At 69.4% G+C, this 21,022-nt stretch carries 20 protein-coding genes; 9 read left to right on the top strand and 11 right to left on the bottom strand.

The features are described from left to right. Positions 1–161 precede the first annotated feature (161 nt). From ACWGE0_RS08140 to ACWGE0_RS08125, 4 genes are all read left to right on the top strand, one after another. Entirely contained in the window at positions 162–1,235 is a 1,074-nt protein-coding gene (locus ACWGE0_RS08140; protein WP_452260213.1) for a class I SAM-dependent methyltransferase, read from the top strand. Continuing rightward, positions 1,232–3,340 (top strand): alpha/beta fold hydrolase, encoded by a 2,109-nt coding sequence (locus tag ACWGE0_RS08135; protein ID WP_452260212.1) that lies wholly within the window; start codon positions 1,232–1,234, stop codon positions 3,338–3,340. The genes ACWGE0_RS08140 and ACWGE0_RS08135 overlap by 4 nt, the downstream gene beginning before the upstream one ends. Positions 3,341–3,489: 149 nt before the next feature. Next, positions 3,490–4,368: a hypothetical protein gene (locus ACWGE0_RS08130; RefSeq protein WP_452260211.1), complete on the top strand. Its 879-nt coding sequence runs from the start codon at positions 3,490–3,492 to the stop codon at positions 4,366–4,368. Continuing rightward, entirely contained in the window at positions 4,358–4,858 is a 501-nt protein-coding gene (locus tag ACWGE0_RS08125) for a hypothetical protein (RefSeq protein WP_452260210.1), read from the top strand. Before ACWGE0_RS08130 ends, ACWGE0_RS08125 begins: the two co-directional genes overlap by 11 nt. Here ACWGE0_RS08125 and ACWGE0_RS08120 read toward each other — a convergent pair whose 3' ends face one another. After that, complete coding sequence (locus ACWGE0_RS08120) at positions 4,859–5,491, bottom strand: response regulator transcription factor (protein WP_452260209.1); 633 nt, start codon at positions 5,489–5,491, stop codon at positions 4,859–4,861. Further along, entirely contained in the window at positions 5,479–7,446 is a 1,968-nt protein-coding gene (locus ACWGE0_RS08115; RefSeq protein ID WP_452260208.1) for a sensor histidine kinase, read from the bottom strand. Before ACWGE0_RS08115 ends, ACWGE0_RS08120 begins: the two co-directional genes overlap by 13 nt. Positions 7,447–7,606: 160 nt before the next feature. Between ACWGE0_RS08115 and ACWGE0_RS08110 the strand changes: the two genes are divergently transcribed. Further along, positions 7,607–8,278: a hypothetical protein gene (locus tag ACWGE0_RS08110; protein ID WP_452260207.1), complete on the top strand. Its 672-nt coding sequence runs from the start codon at positions 7,607–7,609 to the stop codon at positions 8,276–8,278. 1 nt (position 8,279) lies between these two features. Here ACWGE0_RS08110 and ACWGE0_RS08105 read toward each other — a convergent pair whose 3' ends face one another. The 4 genes from ACWGE0_RS08105 to ACWGE0_RS08090 form a co-directional block, all read right to left on the bottom strand. Beyond that, positions 8,280–10,904 (bottom strand): SpoIIE family protein phosphatase, encoded by a 2,625-nt coding sequence (locus ACWGE0_RS08105; RefSeq protein WP_452260206.1) that lies wholly within the window; start codon positions 10,902–10,904, stop codon positions 8,280–8,282. 163 nt (positions 10,905–11,067) lie between these two features. After that, on the bottom strand, positions 11,068–11,466 hold the full coding sequence (locus ACWGE0_RS08100; protein ID WP_452260205.1) for an SRPBCC family protein: 399 nt from the start codon (positions 11,464–11,466) through the stop codon (positions 11,068–11,070). Then, a complete protein-coding gene (locus ACWGE0_RS08095; protein WP_452260204.1) occupies positions 11,441–12,532 on the bottom strand; it encodes a VanZ family protein in 1,092 nt (363 codons plus the stop codon). Before ACWGE0_RS08095 ends, ACWGE0_RS08100 begins: the two co-directional genes overlap by 26 nt. 73 nt (positions 12,533–12,605) lie before the next feature. Next, complete coding sequence (locus ACWGE0_RS08090) at positions 12,606–13,322, bottom strand: spermine/spermidine synthase domain-containing protein (RefSeq protein ID WP_452260203.1); 717 nt, start codon at positions 13,320–13,322, stop codon at positions 12,606–12,608. Between the two features lie 153 nt (positions 13,323–13,475). Between ACWGE0_RS08090 and ACWGE0_RS08085 the strand changes: the two genes are divergently transcribed. Both ACWGE0_RS08085 and ACWGE0_RS08080 read left to right on the top strand, forming a co-directional pair. After that, entirely contained in the window at positions 13,476–14,735 is a 1,260-nt protein-coding gene (locus ACWGE0_RS08085) for a toll/interleukin-1 receptor domain-containing protein (protein ID WP_452260202.1), read from the top strand. 164 nt (positions 14,736–14,899) lie between these two features. Continuing rightward, positions 14,900–16,162, top strand: a complete 1,263-nt coding sequence (locus ACWGE0_RS08080) for a hypothetical protein (protein ID WP_452260201.1) — start codon at positions 14,900–14,902, stop codon at positions 16,160–16,162. Positions 16,163–16,205: 43 nt separating this feature from the next. Here the strand turns inward: ACWGE0_RS08080 and ACWGE0_RS08075 are convergent, their stop codons facing one another. From ACWGE0_RS08075 to ACWGE0_RS08055, 5 genes are all read right to left on the bottom strand, one after another. Further along, positions 16,206–16,793 carry an META domain-containing protein gene (locus ACWGE0_RS08075; protein ID WP_452260200.1) on the bottom strand — a complete coding sequence of 196 codons (588 nt, stop codon included), beginning with the start codon at positions 16,791–16,793 and terminating at the stop codon, positions 16,206–16,208. Next, positions 16,793–17,254: an RNA polymerase sigma factor gene (locus ACWGE0_RS08070; RefSeq protein WP_452260199.1), complete on the bottom strand. Its 462-nt coding sequence runs from the start codon at positions 17,252–17,254 to the stop codon at positions 16,793–16,795. The genes ACWGE0_RS08075 and ACWGE0_RS08070 overlap by 1 nt, the downstream gene beginning before the upstream one ends. 117 nt (positions 17,255–17,371) lie before the next feature. Beyond that, a complete protein-coding gene (locus ACWGE0_RS08065) occupies positions 17,372–18,142 on the bottom strand; it encodes a PaaX family transcriptional regulator (RefSeq protein ID WP_452260225.1) in 771 nt (256 codons plus the stop codon). Positions 18,143–18,243: 101 nt separating this feature from the next. Beyond that, a complete protein-coding gene (locus ACWGE0_RS08060) occupies positions 18,244–19,125 on the bottom strand; it encodes a fumarylacetoacetate hydrolase family protein (protein WP_452260198.1) in 882 nt (293 codons plus the stop codon). A gap of 33 nt (positions 19,126–19,158) precedes the next feature. Beyond that, positions 19,159–19,572 carry a RidA family protein gene (locus ACWGE0_RS08055; RefSeq protein WP_452260197.1) on the bottom strand — a complete coding sequence of 138 codons (414 nt, stop codon included), beginning with the start codon at positions 19,570–19,572 and terminating at the stop codon, positions 19,159–19,161. A gap of 40 nt (positions 19,573–19,612) precedes the next feature. Between ACWGE0_RS08055 and ACWGE0_RS08050 the strand changes: the two genes are divergently transcribed. Beyond that, entirely contained in the window at positions 19,613–20,095 is a 483-nt protein-coding gene (locus ACWGE0_RS08050; protein WP_452260196.1) for a cupin domain-containing protein, read from the top strand. 20 nt (positions 20,096–20,115) lie between these two features. After that, entirely contained in the window at positions 20,116–21,003 is an 888-nt protein-coding gene (locus ACWGE0_RS08045) for an acyl-CoA thioesterase (protein ID WP_452260195.1), read from the top strand. Positions 21,004–21,022: the final 19 nt, after the last annotated feature.

The raw sequence follows: 21,022 nt of genomic DNA, 5'->3' as shown, positions 1-21,022 counted from the left end.
CCCATACGTCCAGTATGAGGACGCGGGGGCGGCACCACGATGCGCCCGTCTGACCGCGAATTCGCACGGCGACGTTTCAAGCCACGCCACTAGGTGGGGCACCTGATGCGACAGTCCTGTTGGCGCTCATAGGTTCCGACCCTCACAGGAGGGAAGGTCGAATGACCACTACGAGACCCGAGGTCGACACCGACAAGCTCATGGCGTTCGTGTTCCGGGCCGTCGACGAGGTGGGCGCCACGCTGAACGCCGCGCTCGTCGTCATGGGCGACAAACTCGGCTATTACCGCGCCATGGCGTCCGGCGACCCGATCAGTCCCGCCGAGCTCGCGGACCGCAGCGGCACCGCGGAGCCGTACGTGCGGGAGTGGCTCAACGCCCAGGCCGCCGGGGGTTACGTCACCTACGACCCCGCCACCTCGCGGTACACGCTGCCGATCGAACACGCGGTGGCGCTGACGGTGGAGGACAGCCCCGCCTTCCTGCCAGGGATGTTCCAGATCGCGCTGGGCACCGTGCACGACGCCGGACGTGTGCTGGACGCGGCACGCAGCGGGTCCGGGGTCGGCTGGCACGAGCACAACACCGACGTGCACATCGGCTGTGAGCGGTTCTTCCGGCCGAACTACGAGGCGAACCTGATCGAAGGCTGGCTGCCCGCGCTCGACGGCGTCACCGCCAAGCTGCGCGCCGGCGCCAGGGTCGCGGACGTCGGCTGCGGGCACGGCGCATCGACAATCCTGATGGCTCGGGCGTTCCCGAACTCGACCTTCACCGGTTCGGACTACCACCCCGAGTCGATCCGGATCGCGCGCGAACGGGCCGACGCCGCCGGTGTCGGTGACCGCGTGACGTTCGAGGTGGCGTCCGCGAAGGACTTCAGCGGCACCGGCTACGACCTCGTGACGATGTTCGACTGCCTGCACGACATGGGCGACCCGGTCGGGGCCGCGAGCCACGTGCGCGACGCGGTGGCCGCGGACGGCACGTGGATGATCGTCGAACCGATGGCCGGCGATCACGTCGAGGACAACCTCAACCCGGTCGGCCGCACCTACTACGGCTTCTCCACGCTGCTGTGCACGCCGGCCTCGCTGTCCCAGGACGTCGGCCTCGCGCTGGGCACCCAGGCAGGCCCCGCGCGCATCCGCGACGTGGCGGTCGCCGGCGGGTTCACCCGGTTCGCAGGGGTGGCCCAGACGCCGTTCAACCAGGTCCTCGAAGTCCGGCCGTGACAGCCGAGCCGCGCCCGGTCCGCGAGGCGGATCAGACCGGATTCGCCGAGCGCACCGGGGTGCGGCTCGCGTTCAAGGTCTACGACAATCCTGGCAGGCCAACGGTTCTGCTCATGCCGACCTGGTCGATCGTGCCGTCGTTGTTCTGGAAGGCGCAGGTGCCGTATCTCGCGCGGCACTTCCGGGTGGTCACGTTCGACGGCCGGGGCAGCGGCGAGTCGGACCGTCCGACCGGCGCGGCGTCCTACCTGGACACCGAGTACGCCGCCGACGCGATCGCGGTCATGGACGCGACGGGCACCGAACGCGCGGTGCTGGTGGCGTTGTCGCGCGGGGACGCGTGGTCGGTGCTCGCCGCCGCGCACCATCCGGACCGGGTCAGCGGCATCTTCGCCATCGCCCCGGCCAGCGGCTCGCTCATCGGCGCGCAGGTCCAGGAGCGGCAGGCCTGGGAAACGACCGAGGGTGAGGGGAAGTACAACCGCGGCTACTGGCTGGACGGCGGGTACGACGACTTCGTCGAGTGGTTCTTCGCCAGGATGTTCCCGGAACCGCACTCCACCAAGCAGATCGAGGACGCCGTGCGGTGGGCGCACCAGATCGAGCCCGCCACGCTGGTGGACACCACGGCCGGCCGCCTCGGCTCCGGGTCCATCGAGGACAGCTGCCGCCAGGTGCGCTGCCCGGTGCTGGTCGTCCACGGCACCGACGACCAGATCCGCCCGCACGCGATCGGGGAACGCCTCGCCGAGCTGACCAGCGGGTCGCTGGTGCTGCTGGACGGCTCCGGGCACGGCGTGCACGCCCGCGATCCGGTGCGGATCAACCTGCTGATCAAGGAGTTCGTCGACCGGGTGCACCCGGTCGTGCGGCGCACCCGGTCGTCCAGGGCGCTCAGCAGGCCGCCGCGCGCGTTGTACCTGAGCTCACCGATCGGGCTCGGGCACGCCCGGCGCGACCTGGCCATCGCCTCCGAGCTGCGCAAACTGCGTCCGGACCTGCAGATCGACTGGCTCGCGCAGCACCCCGTCACCGAGGTGCTCGGCCCGGCGGGAGAGCGGATCCACCCGGCGTCGGAGTGGCTCGCCACCGAGTCGGCGCACGTGGAGGACGACGCGGGAGAGCACGATCTGCACGTGTTCGAGACGTTCCGGCGGCTGGACGCGGTGCTGGTGAACAACTTCATGGTGTTCGAGGACCTTCTCGCCACCGAGCGGTACGACCTGGTCATCGGCGACGAGGCGTGGGAGGTCGACCACTTCCTGCACGAGAATCCGCAGCTCAAACGCGGTGCGTTCGCCTGGTTGACCGATTTCGTCGGCTGGCTGCCGATGCCCGGCGGCGGCGCGCGCGAGCAACGCCTGACCACCGACTACAACCTCGAGATGATCGAGCAACGAGCACGGCTGCGCCGCGTGCGCGACCGGTCGGTGTTCGTCGGCAACCCCGACGACGTGGTCTCGCTGCCGTTCGGCGAGGGGCTGCCCGCCATTCGCGAGTGGACCGAGCAGAACTTCGACTTCTCCGGCTACGTGACCGGCTTCGACCCTCCCGACGAGCACGAGCGCGCGGCGTTGCGCAGGAGGATCGGCGTGCGGCCGGACGAGAAGCTGTGCGTGGTCACGGTCGGCGGCTCCGGCGTGGGCGAGTCGCTGCTGCGCCGGGTGCTCGACGCGGTGCCCACGGCGCGGAAACTGGTGCCGGGCTTGAGATTCCTCGTCGTCACCGGACCGCGGATCGATCCTGCCGCGCTTCCCCGGCAGGACGGCGTGGAAATGCGCGGTTACCTACCGGATCTGCACCGGCATCTCGCCGCGTGCGATCTGGCGGTGGTCCAGGGCGGGCTGACGACGTGCATGGAACTCACCGCGAACCGGCGCCCGTTCATCTTCGTGCCTCTGCGTCACCACTTCGAGCAGAACTTCCACGTCCGGCACCGGCTCGCCCGTTATGGAGCGGGTCGGTGCATGACCTACGACGAAATCGTCGACCAGGAAGCACTCGCCGCCGCGATGGCCGAGGAGATCGGGCGCGAGGTCGATTGTCTGCCGGTGGAAACCGACGGCGCCTCACGTGCTGCCTTGTTGCTTGCGGAACTACTTTGAGTAGTTCTGTGAAGATTCGACGGAAATTCGATTGAACCATTTTCACGTCTTGACGGTGCCGATTGTGGTGATGACACTGCGTCGACGACAACGATCGCCAGCGAATTTGTGTCAGAGATTGTTTGAACCAGACCGAGTCGGGACCGCCATTGTCTTCCACGTCCGAGTCCGACGTTCCCCAGCCGCGTCCGGGGCTGGTCCGCCGCCTGTGGTGGCGCACCGGCCAGCCGGCGAGAGTCGCGATCATGTGCGTCGGTGTGCTCAGTCTGCTCGTCACCACCGGGGCGGCCGCTTTCGTCGGTGATGTACGTCCCGGGGAGCGCGGTAACTCCGGGATCGAATCCGTGCGCAGAGGCGATGATTTCGAGGTGACGGTTCGCACGGTGTCCGGCGTGGACTCGTTCGAGGGCGTGGAACCTGCCACGGGACTGTTGTTCCACGCCCAGGTCGCCGGGATCCGCCGGATCGAGGGCTGCTGGCTGGACGAGTCGCGCACGAGCGCCGAGAACCTGTTGCGGGGCAAGACCGTGTGGCTCACCGTCAAGAAGGACGGCGTGCCGGGGAGCAGTCAGGTTCCGGTGGACGTGCGACTGCCGGACGGGGCGGACTACGCGAAGACCGTCGTGCACGACGGCGCGGCATCGGCGGACATCTCGACCCGCGGCGAGCTGGTGTCGGTCGAGGCCGCCGCTCGGGTGGAACGCCGCGGTGTGTGGGCGGCCGCCTGTGCACCCGGCGCGGTGACGGCGACGTCGTCGAGCGCGCCCTCGTCGGCCTCCTCCTCTCCTGCCCCGACCACGACGACCACGACGGCCCCGCCCGTGACGTCCTCCTATCCCGAGGAACCGTCCGACCCTCCGGAGGAGACGACCACCACCTCGTCCGCGCCGTCCGACGACGAGTGGATGAAGGCCAGGCTGGGCAAGCCGTGTCTCCTCGAGGGCGCGCGCAGGACGTCCCCGCGCGGCAACGAAATAGTCTGCGAGCGCAACGCCAAGAACCAGCTGAGGTGGCGACGTGCCGACTGATCTCTTCACCAAACCGGCCGACGCCGACACCGCGCCCACCCTCGCGAACGGCAAGCCGCCTCGTGGTCTCACACCGCACGGCTGGGTGCGCACGACCGGCTGGCTCCAGGTCGGCGACCATCCGGTGAGCTCCCCGCACGTCGCCGCCCTGGTGGGCCTGCTGTGGTCGGCGGTCGGCGCGGCCGTGCTGGTGAGCAGGTTTCCTGTCGTCGCGGGTGTCCTGGTGCTCACGACTCCTGCGGTGTGCGGTGTCTCGTGGTGGTTGCTCATCACGCGGGTGAGGCCGGCGTCCGTCGCCGTCAACGTGGAGACGTTGTACGCGGACGAACTGTCGCCAGGCGACCTCGTCCGGCTGTACGGCTCGATCGGTCCGGTCGGTCAGGTGACCGAGGTGACGGTGGACGACGACGTTCGAGTGACCTTGTACGGCGGCGGGCGCCAGTCGTGGACTCCCCAGCAGGTGGTGCACGTCGCGGAGCTGCTCACCTGATCAGCTGTACTCGGCCAGGTACGTCAGCACGGCCAGCACCCGGCGGTGCTCCTCCACGTTGGCGGCCAGCCCGAGCTTGGCCATGATGCTGCCGACGTGGGTCTCGACGGTGCGTTCGTTGAGCCAGAGCCTTCGCGCGATCGCGACGTTCGTGCAGCCCTCGGCCATCAGACCGAGCACCTCGCGTTCCCTCGGGGTGAGCGCCGAGGTGGTGCGCCGGCCCAGCAGCCTGCCCACCACCTCGGGGTCGAGAGCCGACCCGCCGGACGCGACGCGCGCGATCGACTCGAGGAAGTCGTCGACGTCGAGCACGCGGTCCTTGAGCAGGTAGCCGAACCCGCCCTGGCTGACCAGGTCGACGGAGTGCCGCGTCTCGATGTGCTGGGAGAGCAGCAGAATGGCGACCTCGGGCTGGGCGGTCCTGATCTGGCGGGCCGCTCTGGCACCGTCGTCGCTGAGGCTGGGGGGCATCCGCACGTCGACGATGGCGAGGTCGGGTTCGGTCTCCGCCACCACGGTCACGAGGGTGTCCGCGTCGGCGGCGCGGCCCACGATGTCGTGCCCCGCGTGGGACAGCAGGCTCGCGAGGCCTTCCCGGAACAACGCCGAATCCTCACCGATCACGATGCGCACGGCAGCACCGCCTGGATCGTCGTGCCGCGTCCCGGTTTGCTGTAGAGGCGCAACGAACCTCCCAGTGCGGCAACGCGGTCGGCCAGCCCGGCCAGCCCGGAGCCACCGCTCGGGTCGGCACCACCGCAGCCGTCGTCCTTCACCCACACGTTCACCTCGTCCGCCTGCTGCGTCACGCGAACCGTGATCGTGCTGGCGCGCGCGTGCTTGGCGGCGTTGGTGATCGCCTCGGCGGCGACGAAGTAGGCGGTGGTCGCGATGTCGTCGGCCAGCGGTTCGGACATGATCTCCAACGCCACCGGCACCGGCAGCTTGTTCGTGAGCGCGGCGAGTGCGGAGTGCAGCCCGTCGTCGAGGCTCGTGGGACGCAGGCCGTGCGCGATCTGCCGGAGCTCGGCGATCGCGGTGGCCAGCTCGGCGACACCTTGGTCGAGCAGCACGTGCACGTCGACCGACCCGGTCGGCAACTGCCGCTGGGCCAGCCGCATCGCCATGCCCAGCGACACCAACCGCTGCTGGGCACCGTCGTGCAGATCGCGCTCGAGCCGCCGCCGTTCGGCATCTCCCGCCTGGACGAGCCGCGCGCGACTGGCCTCGACCTCGCGCAACGCCGTGGCGAGCTCACCGCGCAGCCGCGAGACCTCGACCAGGCTGGCCGCGGCGGAAGCGACGACCCGCAACACGGCCGGTGTGGTGGTGGCCGAGGCGAGAACACCGATCTGCGTGCCGCCCAGCGTGATCGGGACGAGCCCGGTGTCGGCGACCGGCGCCCCCTCCGCGTCGACGAAGCCGGTCGACGAGGGGAGCAGCAGCCCGACCCTGAGCGTCGGATCCCGCAACGCCGCGCGCAGGGCCTCCTCGAGCTCTTCTGGTTGAGCGGCCTGGGTGTGCACCCGATGTTGCAGGTCCTCGATCGCCTGCAGCGCCGCCTTGGTCCGCGGGAAGAGCCGCCGGTCCACGGTTCGTTGCAGCCGCTTCCGCACCGGCGCGAGCAACACGGCACACACCGCGGTGGCACCGGCCGCCGCCGCGGGGGAGTCCTGGCCCACCACGAGCCCGATCGCGAGTGCGGACAACGCATACGCCCCGATGAGGACCAGCAGCACGATCGTGTAGCTGATGGCGTCAGCCAGCACGCGGTCCACGTCGTACAGGTCGTGGCGCAACATCGCGACACCCACCGAGCAGAACAGCGCCACGATCGTCACCACGCCGAAAACCGTTGCCACGACCCCACTTCGGCCGGTGACCACGATCTCGGCGAGGCACACGACCGGATACGCCGTCGCCGCCAGTCCCGCGAACGCCAGCCACTTCAGCTGCGCCCGGACGAGCGCGGAGGACCTGCGGAACCTCAGCACCAGGGAGATGCCGGACGCCAGGAAGGCCAGGAGCAACGCGATGTTGACCACGAAGCTGAGGACGTGGACCACATCGGACGGTGGGCCCCAGGGGTGGGCGAGGCCTTCCATCGGTGAGGTGAACGGTTCCCGCGGCACCATGCCGACGCCCTGCTGGGCGAGGGCGAGGCCGACGATCAGCGGCGGCATTGCCGTCCACCTGCGGCCGGGCAGGTTGCCGTCCGGGAAGTGCAGCAGCAGCAACGCCACCGCGGCGAGCAGCCACCAGCCGCTCTCGTTGAAGAAGGCGACCACGCGCGGGTCCAGTGGTACTGACGTGGGGTCGTCCAGCCAGCTGCGGTAGTAGACGTCGCGTGCCGTCAGGAAGACGAGGATCGCCCCGACCCAGGTGAGCAGGGGGCCGACGGGGTTGGCGCGCACCCGGAACGCGATGGTCACGCCGAGTGCCGCGATGGCCAGCCCGAGTGTCGCCAGGCCGGCGAACGCCGCGGTCAGGTCGCTCGGGGGCATGCGGAACAGGAGCCAGCTGCCGCCTGCCGTCATGGCGACGGCGAGGGTCAGCAGGCCCAGTGCGAATGCCCGCGGCCGGTTCATCGCCCCAGGGTAAGGCCGCTGGGGCGGCCTGGCTTCCGTGTCAGCACGGAGGTCGGGTTCCGGGGCGGTACCGATGTGGGTGGGGGAGGTTCGAGGGTTTCCTGGGGGCCGCGAAACGTTCCCCGCAATCCCCGGAATCCTCCGCTGAAGGGCAGGAACCATGTCCGTCGACATCACCGCGGCGCCTGACACCGCCGCGACCTCCACGCGTGGACGCGCAGCAGTCCTGGCGGTCGTCCTGGCCGTCACGTCCGTCGCCGCCACCGCGGGCGGGCTGCTCTGGCCCGAGCCGGCGGCGGGCGGCGAGACCTACACCTACGCCGACATCGCCTCCAACCGCGACCTGTGGTGGACGCTGCTCACCGGGCTGGCGGCCATGCAGGTTCTCAACATCCCGCTGCAGGCGTTGGCGACGATGCTGATCGTGCGGCGCCGTGGCAGTGCCTGGGCGACTTGGGGTGCCGCGCTCATGTGGATCGGCGGCGGGCTGCAGGCGGCCGGTGTCGCGGGCTGGGCGGCGGCCTACTTCTACCCGACTGATCCTGGCGTGAACAAAGCGGTGGGCGAAGCGGTGATCGAGGCGGCCAACAACGACGCGCACCTGTTCGCGTTGATGATTCCCGGTGCTGTGCTGGTGTTGCTGGGCACGGTGTTGCAGTGCGTCGGGCTGTTCCGGTCGCGCGCGGTGCCGAAGTGGGTGCCGATCGCCGCGCTCACGATCGTGCTCACCTTCGTGATCCCCGGCAACGGGGTGGCCGGCCTGCTGACCGCCATTCCGATGGCGGCCGGGGCGATCGCCATCGGGTACTACGCCTGGCGCTCGGCCGAGTAGGTCACCGGGTGGTGTGGGCCAGACCGGAGAGGTCGAGGATGCGGGCAGGCGCACTGCCCGCACCGGCCACAACGGACAGAACGCGGCCGTGTTCCTTCGCGCTGGCCAAGGCTTGCAGCAACAGCGCGACGCCCGAGCTGCTGAGGTAGTCGAGGCCGGTGAGGTCCACCTCGATCGGCCGGTCGTCCACGGCCTCGACTCGGGTGAGCAGCGGTGCGCGCAGGCCGTCCACGGTCGCGGTGTCGAGGTCGCCGGTCAGGAGCACCAGCTGGACGTCGTCGTCCGAGCCGTCGGTCAGACCGGTCGCCGCTGCGGGAGGGTGTGCAGGGGGTGGCGTGTCCGCGGTGTTCGGTTCGGCGGGGACGTGGAAGCGGATGGTCGTGCCGCCGGCGGAGGCGTCGAGCTCCACCTCGTTGCCGATCGTGCTGATCAACGTCAGACCGCGGCCCCGGTAGCCCTTGTCCTCCGGCGCCGGGCGCCAGCGGCCGTGATCGGCGACGGTCACCCGGACGCCGCGGCCGGTGCACTCCAACGTGGTGTCGAACGCACCGTCGCCGTTCGGGTAGGCGTGGTCCACCACGTTGGCCGCGGCCTCGCCCAGGGTGAGTTCGAGGTCGTAGATCGCGTCCTCGGACAGGCCCGCCACGGAGGCCCACGTGGTTGCGGCCCGCCGCAGCGGTGACAGCTCGGCGGACAGAGCGGGCAGGCGGCGGTGCAACGGCGCGGGGAGGTGCCGTGCCACCACGAGTGCCACGTCGTCGGACTGACCGTCCTGCAGCATCTCGGCCACGATCCGCCGCACCAGCCCGGCCGGGTCGAGGGCGGCGGCTTCGTTCACCACGTCCGCGAGGCGCTGCATGCCCTGGTCGAGCAGTTCGTCACGGCGTTCCACCAGACCGTCGGTGTACAGCACCACCGAGGCACCCGGCGGGAAGGCGGCGGCGTGCTGGCGGCGCAGAACAGGACCGCTCGCCCCGAGCACCTCGCCCACGTCGGACGGCAGCAGTCGGGCCCCGGACGGCTCGATCACCACGGGTGGTGGGTGACCGGCCGCGGACCAGCACAGTTCGCCGGTCGTCCAGTCGAAGATCAGGCACGCGCAGGTGCTGCCCACGGCGCCGTTCACCCGCCCCGCGAACGCGTCCAGGCGCCGCAACGACTCGGCGGGGGAGTGGCCGTCGAGCAGGTAACTCGTCAACGCGCTGCGCAGCTGGCCCATGACCGCCGCGGCGGCGGGTCCTTTGCCGACGACGTCGCCCACCGACAGGCCGACGCGGGTCGCCCCGATCGGGACCACCTCGTACCAGTCGCCGCCGATCTGCGAGTGCTCCGCGGCCGGCAGGTAACGGGCGGCGGTCGTGAGCCGGGGCAGCACCGGAAGTTCGCGCGGCAGCAGGCTTTCCTGCAACGCGGCGGCAATCTCGTGCTCGCGTTGCAGCAGCCTCTCCCGTTCGGCCTCTGCCCGGCGGCGTTCGGTCACGTCCCTGCCGATCGCCTGCAGTCCCGTCGGCGTGGGCTGGATGCTGAGTTCCAGTGCGATCTCGGTGCCGTCCGCGCGGCGCATGGTCACCACGTGCGGTGCCGACAGGTCGGAGGGAAGCCCGTCCACCACGAGGTCGGCGACCGCGGTGCCCAGCAACCGGTCAGGTTCGTAGCCGAGCAGATGTCCCGCGGCGGGATTCACCGCGACGAACGTCAGGTCGTGGTCCAGCAACCAGATCGCGTCGGTCGCCCGTTCGACGAGCTGCCGGTGACGCTGTTCGCTGTCTCGCAACGCACGGTCCGCGTGCGCGCGTTGCATCGACTCCCAGCAGCGGTTGACCACGACCGACACGAGGTCGATCTCGTCCTGTGTCCACTTGCGCACGCTGGCCTGGTGCACGGCCATCGCCGCCACGAACCGTCCGCCGCGCAACAACGGCAGGCAGATCACCGCGCGGATGCCCGTGACCCGGTACGCGGCGAGGTCTTCCGCGTCCAGCCGCGGGTCGTTCAGTGAATCGACCACCACCCACGGTTCCCCAGCGCGCATGGCCGCCAATGCGCCGTTGCCGAACTCGCGCATCGCGAACCGGCCGGGCAACGGAGGCAGGCCCGTCGCGTGGTCCCCGCTCATGACGAAGTGGTTCTCGTCGGCTTCCGTCCTGGCATAGGCGCACCGGTCGACGCTCAGGTGCTCGCCGAGCAACCTCGTCGCCAGCGACATGAGCTCGTCGGCGTTGTCGAGCAGCTGCGACTCGCGGTCGAGGACGTCGAGGAACCGCTGCCGCTCCACCGCCGCCTGCCGCTCGGTCACGTCGATCAGCACGCCGCTGCGACTCGTTCCCCGCACCCGCGTCTTCTCGAGCAACCACAGGAGATCACCGGACGCGGTGGTGACCCGGTACGTCGACTCGTAGTCCGCGTCCGACTCCCACCGCAGCCGCTCGGTCGCCTCCCGGTCACCGGGATGCGTGATCTCGGCCCAGAAACCGGGATCGTCGAGCCAGCGCTGCCGGGAATGACCGAGGAGTCTCTCGACGGAGCGGGACAGGAAGGTCAGGACACGAGTGCCGGCGTCACCGCGCCACACCACGACCGCGAGGTCGTCCACCAGTGCGGCGAGTTCCGGTTCGGGGTCACTCATGTCGGTCAGCCTCCGGTGCGGTCTGGCCAGTCATTCCCACTGCATGGCTGAACCGGGTGGAGGTGGACACCTGTCTGCTCAAGCGCACCTCTGCGAACATCAGCGACATTACTGGGAAGAGGGGTCGCCTGCCTTCTGGTGGCCGAGCCAGCTGCTGCCGGGTTCAGCGGTCGTCGGCGGCCGCGGTCTGGGTGAGCACGGCGACGGTCTGCTCGAGCCCGCGCTGCACCTCGTCGTCCTGAGCTTCGCGCACGCTGTGCAGGCTCACCGTGATGCGCGACCGTCCCGGCGCCAGCTCGTCGACCTGCAGTTCGCCGTGGTAGTCGTCCGGGCCCTCGGCACCCCACTCGAGCCGCCGCCGCTCGGCGTCTGGCCGCATCCACGCCTCGCTCTCGACGTGGTGGCCGTGCACCTCGGCCTCCACGTGCACGTGCTCGCCGCCCTCTAGCTCGGCGGCGGTCATCTGCGGGAAGTAGCGGGGCAGGTTTCTCGGCTCGGCCAGGAACCCGAACAGCGTGTCGGCCGCGATGTCGGCCTCAGCCGAGTGCGTGTAGGTCGTCATGGCGGTCGGGGTACCCGGTCGCGTGGCGGGTCAACACGTTGCGCGTCCTGGCCGCTTTCTCGTGCCAGCCGCGCTGGTCGCGCTGGAACACCGGGATCACGAACGCGCCGACGGCGAACAACCCCACGACGACGAAGTCCAGGCGGCCGATGTTGATCAGCGGCGACACCACGATCGCGTAGGTCAGCAGGCCCGTGACGCCGAGCAGTTCGCGCAACGCGACCTGCAGCGGGTTGGCACGGGAGCCGTCCTCACCGCGAACCCGGTAGTGCATCAGCCATCCGCCGATGGTCTGCCCGCCCGCCGCGGCCGGCAGAACGACCCGCAACGCCACGAGCACGCAGAGGGCCCAGCGCGGATCGGAGTGCAGCACCAGCTTCGCGATCACGAACACCACCATCAGCTCGGCGACCAGCCCGAGCAGCTTGCGCGGCACGGTCACGGTGCTGATCGGCGCGGTCGACTCGTCGGCCTCGGGAACCCTGGGCACCACCAGCGCGGCCGGCGCCACCATCCACCCCAGCAAGCCGCCGAAGGTGTTCGAGATCAGGTCGTCCACGTCGGCGATCCGGTACGGGCACGCGTAATAGCCGAAGTTGCCGGTGTACTGCACCACTTCCACGGCCAGCGACACACCCAATGCGATGGCGATGACGGCGAGCGGGCCCTTGCCGTACGCCTTGCGCAGCACCACTCCCAGCGGGATGAACAGCGCGACGTTGAACAACTGCTGCAGGAACGCCTGTGACGTCACCATCGCCGCGATGCCGGAACGCCCGTACGCCGACATGTTGTTGTTCATGTCGGTCCACCACTGGAACGGAACCATGGACAGCATCTGCTCGCCCTGGCACATCCGCGCCGGGTCGGCCGGGAACGGCAGGAAGATCAGCGCCAGCGCGACGAGCCCGTAGGCGAGCAGTCCGTACAAGACGAACGCCCGCCGCGGCTCCACGCGCCTGAACCGGAAGTAGTGCAACAAGACCAGGGGCACGAGCACCAGCAGCCCGATGCCCACGAACGCCAGGAACCCCGTCCGAGCGGTCTCCCAGTACGACGCCATCATGAACGGCCCAATGCCCGGTGCGTCGCCGGGGCAAACCAGGATCGGTGAAGATGGGCCGAACGGACGCAGTCGATCAAGCGCGTTTCGCGAGATACACGGTGTTGGTGGAATCCCTGCCCTGCAAGGGATTGGGGAAGCTGACGACCTCTGCCCGCACGTCGGTGAAGACCGCCGAGAGGGTGGCGGTGTACTCGTCGTCCGGCGGGTCGTTGGACCACAGCGCGAACACCCCGTCAGGACTGAGGAGTTCGGCGAGGCGCTCTGTCCCCTCGGGCAGGTACATGTCGGCGTTGCTCGGGTGCAGCAGGTGGCGCGGCGAGTGGTCGATGTCGACGATGATCGCGTCGAACAGCCTGCCGGGCGTCTCCGGGTCGAAGCCCTGCCCGGAGCGGAGCATCGCGAACAAGTCTCCGTGCACCAGCCGGCACCGTTCGTCGGCGCCCAGCGTCTTCCCGGCGGGGATGAGTCCCTGCTGGTGCCATTCGATGACCTCGCCGAGGGCGTCGACGACGACCAGCGACCCGACGCGGGGGTTCTCCAGCACGGTCTGTGCCGTGTAGCCGAGTCCGAGGCCGCCGACGACCACGTTCAGCGGTTCCTGCGGCAGTTCGGCAAGTGCGAGAAGGGCCAGTTCGACCTCGGCGACGGTGAACAGGCTCGACATGAGGAACTCGTCGTTGAGCTTGATCTCGTGGATCTCCACGCCGCTGCCGGGATCGAGCCGACGGCGCAGGGTGAGCTCACCGAGCGGGGTCTGGCGGTAGTCGAGTTCCTGGAACCGAGCACTCATGCGACGGCACGGTACCTCTTGGACCGGGACACGTTCGGGTGAGTGCCCCGCGGGAAGCACGCAAGAATGGATGCGGTGTGTCCGCGAGTGATTCCACGTCGTAACGGCACGGGAGCGGGCCGCGAGTCATGTGATGCGAAAAGGGGGAGAAACTTGCGGTTCTGGGCATTCCTGTCGTACTCGTGGTCCGACCGGCCGAAAGCGGTCTCACTGCACCGGAGGCTGGAGCGGTTCGTGGTGCCGCGGCACGCCCGGCGCATGGCTGATCCGCAGGGCCCGCCGGGTCGTCGGCTGCGGCCGGTGTTCCGCGACGACGACGAGATGGCCGCGTCCGGTCCACTCGGCGAACGGCTGCGCGGCGCCATCGACGAGGCGCCCGCGATGGTGCTGGTGGCGTCGCCGGCATCCGCCCAGTCGCACTACGTCAACCTCGAGGTCGAGCACTTCCTGACCAACCACGACCCGAAGCGGCTGGTCATCGTCGCGGTCGGCGACTCTGCCCGCGATCCCGAGCTGCCGCCCGCGCTGGACCACGTCGACGAACCGCTCTGGGTGGACGTGCGGGGCGGCCGGAAACTCACCCGCCGCGACCTCGTGCGGGTCGCCGCGATCGTGCTCGACGTGGGCTTCGAAGCGTTGTGGCGCAGGCATGTCCGCTACCTGCGCCGGCTCGCCGCGCTGTGGTGCGCGCTGGTCCTCCTGGTCGGTGTGGTCGTCGGAACGGCGGTGGTGCGTCAGCTGCAGGCCGAGCAGCGCAGCCCGGAACAGCAACGCGCCCAGTTCGTCGAGTGGATGACCACGGGGATGACCTCGGCAGGCTTGGCCGCCAACGGCGTGAAGCTGAACATCACCCGCGTGGACGACCTCGACAACGACGGCCTCATGGAGTTCTTCGTCATCAACGAAACGGCGGAGTTCTGCGGCTCGGGAGGCTGCGCGTTCGAGGTTTATCGCACCACGTCTCCCGGCGCGTACGAACGAGTGCTGGAACTGCTCGGCACCTCGACCCCGAGAGTGCGCGCCGTGCCGGACGGAACGAAGGAGATCATCACCTCTGATCTCAGTGTGAGCAGGGAGCCGCTGTACTCCATCCACACGTTGCGGAACGGCAAGTTCCAGCTGAAGCACTACGAGTTCTGCGACGGCATGCTCTTCGAGGCGTGCGACCAGCCGACGGTGATCACGCCGATCCCGTTCCAGCAAGCACCTCCGGTCGACCAGGCCGCCGTGGCCCGCGAGCGACCGGTTCCGGACGCCAGGGAGGTCACGATCGGCGCCGGCGGAACGGGGCGCGACGGCGGCCGGCACACCCTGGAGGTCAACGGCCAGGTGGCGGGCGGTGAGTGGTACCTCGTGTCGGTGTGGAAGCAGTCGTGCGGCTTCGTTCCCGCTTCGGCGGTCGGATCCCGCTGAGGCATCGGTCGCGCCGATCGGGCTATTGCCGATCTTCGGCGAAGAGCTATACCTTGCAACGGTCATAGTTCTGGGGGGAACTGAGTTGGCGACCGCGCTGATGCCGTGGGCTGCTCTTTTCGTTTCTCTCATTGCTCGTCATCGGCGATCCTGGGGGAACGCTCGTGCTGCGAAAACGTCTGACGACGTTGTGCGCTTTATCTGTTGTCGCTGTGCTGGCCGGTGGAACCACTGGTGCCGCCGGCGCGGCACCTGAACCGAAGCCGGGTGAGTCCATTTCGGACTGGGTGAAGTCCGTGGACCCGAAAGTGCTCGCGGGCCAGGAACGCCTGATGGCGTTCAAGTCCTGGCTGATCGCGGTACCGGGAATCTTCGACGCGGGGTTCGTCGAGTCCGCGAACTACGCGGAGTCGCTGTCGACCACGTTGTTGTGGGCCGGTCAGTCACCGTTGCAGAAGACCGTGCGGGAGGAGGCGGACCGGCGCGGGATCAAGCTCACCGTCAAACCCGTCCAGCACTCCCGCAAAGCGATCCAGGAAGCCGCCGACAAGATCTGGGGCAGCAGGAAGAACACCGACTGGAACGGCTTCGTCGTCACCGGTCTGAAGGGCACGGACCTCGGCACCGACGGCATCGTGGTGCGCGGGCACTACGAGATCGCCGGAGCGAGCGCCGAGCACAAGGCTCGCACCTCGGAGATCGCCAAGGGCCTCTCGGCCGTGGTGGCCGGTGTGGAAGAGGCGGGCAGACCGGTCAACCTCGTGACGAGGTCGACCGACAACGTTCCGTTCAACGCGGGCGGCTTCATGAGCGGAAGCGACGGCACCGTCTGCACCAGCGGGTTCGGCATCGCGCTCGGCGGGTTCTCGCGCACGATGACGGCCCGCCACTGCTCAGCGGGCAACTACAGCGCGTTCGACAACCGCTCCACGCACTACGGCGGGACCGCGACGTACGCCCACGGTGCCGGGGCGCGCATCCTGACCGGTAGCGGCTATCAGTGGATGTTCGACGGTGCGTGGAACGACCCGAACGGCTACAACAAGACCGTGCAGGGCTACGCCGACCTGTCGGTCAACGACTGGGTCTGCACCAGTGGCGCGAACTCCGGCGTGCACTGCAACATCCAGGTCGAGAACCTGCTGTACGGCTTCGACGACGACGCCGGCGATCTGTTCTGGACGATCACTTCCCGCCAGCGGGGCAGTGGCGTCGCCGCGGTGGGAGGTGACAGCGGTGGCCCGGTTCTGGTGCCTTACGCGAACGGCAAGGTCGGTGCCGCGGGGATGATCCAGGGCATCCCGGGAGGCGAGTTCACCTCCTGCCCGTCCACCCACGTCAGCACGACCAAGTGCGGTGTCACCGTGGCGTTCAGCTCGACCCGCACCATCGCCAACGAGGTGGGGGGCTCACTGCTGACCGGTTGATCAGCCATCGGGCGGGGGCGCGACGGCGTGACCCCGCCCGTGGTCATCGGGACGGAACCGGCGTGCCGCGGCCGGTCGCCGGCCCGCCTCGGGTGAAGACCATCTCCTGGGTGCCCGTCCTGACGACCAGCTGGTCGGCGGCGACCGACACCTGCGCCCCTTGCGCCCTCAGCTCGTCCATCGCGCTGATGACGGCCTTGCGCACCGGGTCGTCGCCCGCGTAGAGGGCGGTGGTGACACTGATGTCCCGCGGCCGCACCGAGGTCGGTGTGCCGTCGTAATGCCCGGTCATCGCGTTGACGCCGTCGTGTGCCCGGAAGTCGTCGCCGCGGGTGAAGGACACGTAGGCGCCGAGGTCGGCGGGCACCTCAGTGCCTCCGACGGACTGCAGGTTCCAGCGGGAACCCGCGTAGGCGGGAGCGTCGCTGCCCCAGTGCAGGCCGTCCCCGCCGAACGTGACCGCGGCGGTGACCCCGCCCGCGGCCACCACGAACGCCGCCGCGACGAGCAGCGCCGACCGGGTCGCGGGCTTGCGCTGGGCGGGTGGAGCGTTGTGGCGCAACGAGTCCTGCGTGATCTGCGCGGCGTTGTCCCGCAGCGCGGTGCGCACCAGGTCTTCGACGTCGTCCATCACGACCTCCCCAACTTCTTGCGCAGCGAGTCCATGGCGCGGTTCAGCGACGACGCGACCGCCTCCTTGCTGATGCCGAGCAGGTCGGCGACCTCGGCCGGCGGGAGGTCCTCCAGGTAGCGCAGCACCACGACCTGCCGTTGGCGATCAGGCAGCCCGCGAATGGCGGCGAGCACCCGTTCGCGCTCGTCGGCACGCAGTGCGTGCTGGTCGGCGCTCTCGGCAGGGGGCTGGTCGGGCACCACCCGGTACCGCAGCGCGACCTTCCTCCTGCGCAGCACCGACCGGGACTTGTTGAAGACCGCGGTCGTCAGATAGCCGCGCGGGTTGTCCATGTTCGAGGGCAGCGCCGCGAAGACGTCCTGCACGACGTCCTCCGCGGTCTCCCGGTCACCTACAACGCTCGCCGCGATGCGGACCAGCCCCAGGTAGTGCTGGTCGAAAAGCTCCTGCACGCGCATCGGCGAGGTTTGTCCCCCGCGTACCGACCTCATGGTGTCCTTTGCCGTCAGCCACCCAACCCCCGACACCAGTTAGACGCCTGAGTCCGGGGTCGATCAACACGATGATGCGGCAAATCAGCCGCGTGCGTGGATCACGGCCAGCGCGTGCTCACGCGCCGGTGCGCTCAGCGTCGTGTTGAGCTGCTCGAACAACGCTTCCGCGGTCACCCCGTTCCAGCCCGGCGGAAGCAGCGACAGGGGGAGGCCGGGATCGCTGTAGGGCAGGCGCCGCCACTGGGTCAGCATCGGCACGTACATCTGGAAGGCCTGCTCCGGGGTCATGGCGCCGGCGTCGAGCTCGGGGCGATGGCGGCGCACGAAATCCGCGTAGAGGTCGGCCAGCTCGTCCAGGTCCCACCAGGCGCGCACCTTCGACCGCAGATCACCGAACGCGAAGTGCTGGCCGGTGAAGATGTCGACGTACTCGGCCAGGCCTCGGCGAGCCAGTGTGCGCCGGGTCTCGGTCGCGAGGTTGCCCGGTGCGACCCACACGCCGGGTGCCGCCGTGCCGAAGCCGAGCTGGGTCAGGCTGGTGCGCAGCGCGTGCCGCTTGTCGCGTTCGGACTCGGGCACGGAGAACACGACCACGAGCCAACCGTCCTCTGTGGTCGCCCGGCGGCGTTCGAAGATCCGCGCGTCGCCCTCCGCGAGCATCTCGAGGGTCGGTTCGGCGAGGGCGTACCCCGCGGCGCCGTCACGGCGGTCGCTGCGGACCACGCCACGGCGTTTCAGGCGGGAGATCGAGGACCGGACGGCCTGGCCCTCCACGCCGAGCTCCGCCATGAGCTGCACGACGGACGCCACGGAGAGCCAGTTGTCCTCGCCGCGCGCGTACAGGCCGAAGATCGTGATGATGAGCGGGCCGAGCCGGTCGCGCCCGGCGAGGGCCGGCGAGTCGAGCTCCGCGGTCGTGTCCGCGACGTTCAGTGGCTCGTCCTTCCCCGTGATCAGCTTCCGGTGAGTTTATCGCCCGGCCCGCCGAGATCTGTCCGCGTCACGGTGTTGCGCAGCTCGCCCAGCCCGCTGACCCGCGTGACCACCACGTCGCCGTCGCGCAGGAAGATCTGGGGCTCGCGGGCGTTCCCGACGCCGCTGGGCGTGCCGGTGAGGATCACGTCCCCGGCGCGCAGGGTCATGCCGTGGCTCAGCTCGGCGATGATCCGGGCGAACGAGAACGCCATCTGCCCGCTGGAAGCGTTCTGCAGCAGCTGTCCGTTGACCTCGCACTGCACCCGCAGGCCGGTGAGGTCGTCGATCTCGTCGGCGGTGGTCAGCCACGGGCCGAGCGGCATCGTGGCGTCGAGGCTCTTGCCCTTGAGCCACTGCCCGCCGTGCGCCCGCTGCAGATCCCGCTGGGAGACGTCGTTCGCGACGAGGAACCCGAAGACGTGGTCCAGCGCCTTCTCCTCCGGGATCGACCGGCCGTCGCGGCCGATGACCATCGCGATCTCGGCCTCGTAGTCCCACTTCGCGGAGATGTCCGGGTCGTAGGCGATGTCGTCGGCCGGGCCGATGACGGTGTCCGGTCCCTTGGTGAAGAAGGTGGGGCGCTCGGGCAGTGACGCGGGTTCCTGGCCTCCGCGCTTGCCCTTCAACTCCTCGAAGTGGTCGAAGTAGTTCCAACCGGTGCACAAGATGTCGCGGTTGAAGCGGTGCAACGGCGACTCCAGGCGGACCCCGGACAGCGGCAGGACCTCACCGCGGGCACCCGGCGAGCCGCCTCGCACGATGTCGTCGACCGTGGTGGACAGCAGCGCGATCGACTGGTCCGTCTCGTCCACGACGCCGGCCCGGCGCACGCCGTCGACGGTCAGAGAAGCGAGCTTCACTATTGCGTCTCCGTTTCGCTGATCATGAAAACGCTACGGCTTGATCAGGCGGTCTTCCGGGATCACGGCCACGCCGAGGATCTCGATCAGGGCTTCCGGCTGCCACAGCGCGGTGCAGCCGATGCCCGCCATGGCCGGGTAGACGGGTCCGGCGAGCTCGCGCCACACCTTGCCGATCTCCTTGCCGTGCGCCTGGTAGTCCGGGATGTCGGTGAGGTAGATCGTGATGCTGACCAGGTCCTCCGGCTCGCCACCCGCCTCGCGCAGGGTGGTCAGCACATTGCCGAACGCCTGGCGGAACTGCTCGACGATCCCGCCGGGAACGATCTTCATGTCGGCGTCGAGGGCGGTCTGCCCGCCCAGGTGGAGCGTGTTGCCGGCGAGCGTGCCGTGCGAGTAGCCGCGCGGTGCGGGCAGGCTGGCCGGATTCACTGGTACAGGCCTCATGAGTATTGACACTATCTGACGGTCGTGAAGAATACGAGATATGGAGCCCGACTTGAGCAAGTACCAGCTCGAAGGCGACAACTCGATGTACCGGCTGCCCAGCGGGCTCGTCGCCCCGGTGGTGACGCGCGGTGGTGCGGAGAACCCGGACACCGCGAACTCCGGTGGCGCGATCCGGATCTCCGGGGTGAGCGCGCAGCACACCCCGGCCACGAAGCTGTGGTTCGGGAAGGTCACCAACGAACCCGGCTACCGCTCGGTCACCCACCACCACGGCGAGGCGGAGACCGGCGGTTACGTCCTCTCCGGCCGGGCGCGGATCTACTTCGGCGAGAAGTTCGAGGACTACCTCGACATGGAGGAGGGCGACTGGGTGTTCGTGCCGCCTTTCATGCCGCACATCGAGTGCAACCTCGACCGCAACAACCCGCTGACGTGGATGACGACGCGCACGCCGGAGAACATCGTCGTGAACCTCGACGACGTCCCGGACGAGGACCTGCGCGACTGGCTGACCCGATGACCCCGGCGATGACTTCAGCGATGACTTCTGGGATCTTCACCGAGGCCATCACGTTGCAGAAGGCCGAGCCGGAGCACTTCGACCTGGCCTTCACCGCCGTCACCCAGCCCTGCCCGTGGCCCAAGGCGTACGGCGGAGATCTCGTCGCCGCCGCGGCGGCCGCCGCCATGCGTTCGGTGACCGACGGCAAGACCATGCACTCGATGCACAGCTACTTCCTGCGCCCGGCCGACATCGGCGCGGAGGTGCGGTACGAGGTGGAGGTGCTGCGCGACGGCCGCGGCTACAGCACCCGGCAGGTCCGCGGCTACCAGAACGGCAAGCCCCTCTACGTCTGCCTGGCGAACTTCGCCGCCGGCGAACCGAGCGGCACCTTCCAGGCCGAGTTCACGCAACCCCTGCCCGATCCGGACGACCTGCCCAGCTCGGCGGACTACCTCGCCGACCTGACCGGCGGCTCGATGACCGAGGTGTCGAAGGCCTACTGGTCCGGTGGCCGCAGTTTCGACATGCGGCACGTGCCCGGCCCGGTCTACCTCTCCGTCGAGGGTGAGAAGGTCCCGCACCAGGCGGTGTGGATCAAGCCGTTCGACCCGCTGCGCCCGGTCGAGGGGCTGACCGACGCCCAGCGCGACCTGGCCGCGCTCGCGTACGTCTGCGACTACACGATCCTGGAGCCCGTCCTGCGGGTGCTCGACCTGCCGTGGGCCCAGCCCGGCCTGGTCACGGCGAGCCTTGACCACGCGATGTGGTTCCACCGCGAGGGACCGCTCGACGACTGGCTGCTCTACGTGCAGGAAGCGGTCGCCGCCGACTCGGGCCGTGGCCTGGGTTCCGGGCGGTTCTTCACCCGCGATCACCGTCATCTCGCCACCGTTGCCCAGGAGGGCATGATCCGCGCTTCCTGACCCGCCCGGGAAGGACTCA

The sequence above is a fragment of the Lentzea sp. NPDC054927 genome, from assembly GCF_053610285.1.
Note: the sequence above shows the minus strand (reverse complement) of the source record. Positions and strands in the feature narration are given on the sequence as shown.

Excerpts from the sequence above, each read along its gene's own strand:
- ACWGE0_RS08140 (WP_452260213.1), top strand. The coding sequence starts at position 162 with ATGACCACTACGAGACCCGAGGTCGACACCGACAAGCTCATGGCGTTC.
- ACWGE0_RS08115 (WP_452260208.1), bottom strand. The coding sequence starts at position 7,446 with ATGAACCGGCCGCGGGCATTCGCACTGGGCCTGCTGACCCTCGCCGTC.
- ACWGE0_RS08110 (WP_452260207.1), top strand. The coding sequence starts at position 7,607 with ATGTCCGTCGACATCACCGCGGCGCCTGACACCGCCGCGACCTCCACG.
- ACWGE0_RS08105 (WP_452260206.1), bottom strand. The coding sequence starts at position 10,904 with ATGAGTGACCCCGAACCGGAACTCGCCGCACTGGTGGACGACCTCGCG.
- ACWGE0_RS08100 (WP_452260205.1), bottom strand. The coding sequence starts at position 11,466 with ATGACGACCTACACGCACTCGGCTGAGGCCGACATCGCGGCCGACACG.
- ACWGE0_RS08095 (WP_452260204.1), bottom strand. The coding sequence starts at position 12,532 with ATGATGGCGTCGTACTGGGAGACCGCTCGGACGGGGTTCCTGGCGTTC.
- ACWGE0_RS08090 (WP_452260203.1), bottom strand. The coding sequence starts at position 13,322 with ATGAGTGCTCGGTTCCAGGAACTCGACTACCGCCAGACCCCGCTCGGT.
- ACWGE0_RS08075 (WP_452260200.1), bottom strand. The coding sequence starts at position 16,793 with ATGGACGACGTCGAAGACCTGGTGCGCACCGCGCTGCGGGACAACGCC.
- ACWGE0_RS08070 (WP_452260199.1), bottom strand. The coding sequence starts at position 17,254 with ATGCGCGTGCAGGAGCTTTTCGACCAGCACTACCTGGGGCTGGTCCGC.
- ACWGE0_RS08055 (WP_452260197.1), bottom strand. The coding sequence starts at position 19,572 with ATGAGGCCTGTACCAGTGAATCCGGCCAGCCTGCCCGCACCGCGCGGC.
- ACWGE0_RS08050 (WP_452260196.1), top strand. The coding sequence starts at position 19,613 with ATGGAGCCCGACTTGAGCAAGTACCAGCTCGAAGGCGACAACTCGATG.
- ACWGE0_RS08045 (WP_452260195.1), top strand. The coding sequence starts at position 20,116 with ATGACTTCTGGGATCTTCACCGAGGCCATCACGTTGCAGAAGGCCGAG.